Genomic DNA, 1,010 nt, shown 5'->3' on the forward strand with positions numbered 1-1,010 from the left:
ACCCCGACAGTAGCGCCGACACCTGTCTCTATCCCGGTTTCAACCATCACAATATCCGGTGTTTCTCCGGTAACCGTGGGGCATTTCATTCAATTGAATCAGGCTGTTGTTCCAGCGGAAGCAACGAACCAGAGCATTGTATGGTCTATAGAGAACGGAACAGGGACAGCTATAATTAGTGCAGGCGGATTGTTAACAGGAATCTCTGCAGGTATGGTCACTGTTAAAGCTGCAGCAGCGGATGGTTCAGGTGTGTATGGCACGACAGCTATTGAGATTGTAGCGTCCAGCTCGGACAGCGGCGGTGCGCCTGCGGCAACACCGTCCACAAGCCCGTCCGCAACTCCAACTGCAGCCCCTTCGCCGACAGCTTCAGCCGCACCGGCTGCCGGTGGTGGTGCTAAATTTGCCAATAATGTAGTTCAGCTTGAAACGGTACTATCAGGCTTCAACCAAAAAGTAGAATTGGCTAACGCCAATCCATCTCCGGTGTCATTCACAGACATCTCCACCCATTGGGCGGACTTGACGGTAGAAACCTTCGTGAAGCTGGGGATTGTCCAAGGTTATGAGGATGGAGGATTCCATCCGGATGCCGGTATGACCCGTGCAGAGTTTGCTGCTGTCATTGCCAGGGTGTTCGAACTGCCCGGCAGCGGAAGCAGGGGCACATTAAGCGATATTTCCGGACATTGGGCGGAAGCAGCGATTTCCTCCCTGCAGGAAAAAGGTCTTGTCTCCGGCTACCAGAATGGCACCTTCAAGCCGAATGCCGAAATCAGCCGTGCAGAGATTATCGCGGTCATTGCTAAGATCGTTGATATGAGCGGTGTTGATGTCCCGGCAGCCGCTACTTTCCAGGACATCGGAAACACATGGAACCAGGATGAGATCCGGCAGGCGGCAGCTGCAGGGATTATCAGCGGTGCCGGCAGCGGAGAGTTTCTTCCCGCCAAGCAGGCATCCCGTGCGGAAGCTTTGACGATTGTTCTGCATGTACTGCAGCTGAA

Annotated in this window: 1 protein-coding gene; it reads left to right on the top strand. The window is 54.1% G+C overall.

Going from position 1 to position 1,010, the window contains the following annotated elements:
• The coding region (locus tag AQR02_RS29280) for an S-layer homology domain-containing protein (RefSeq protein ID WP_187388837.1) at window positions 1-1,010 on the top strand (1,010 nt) is incomplete at both ends.

The organism is Paenibacillus ihuae (assembly GCF_001368795.1).
Lineage (GTDB): Bacteria > Bacillota > Bacilli > Paenibacillales > Paenibacillaceae > Paenibacillus_AQ > Paenibacillus_AQ ihuae.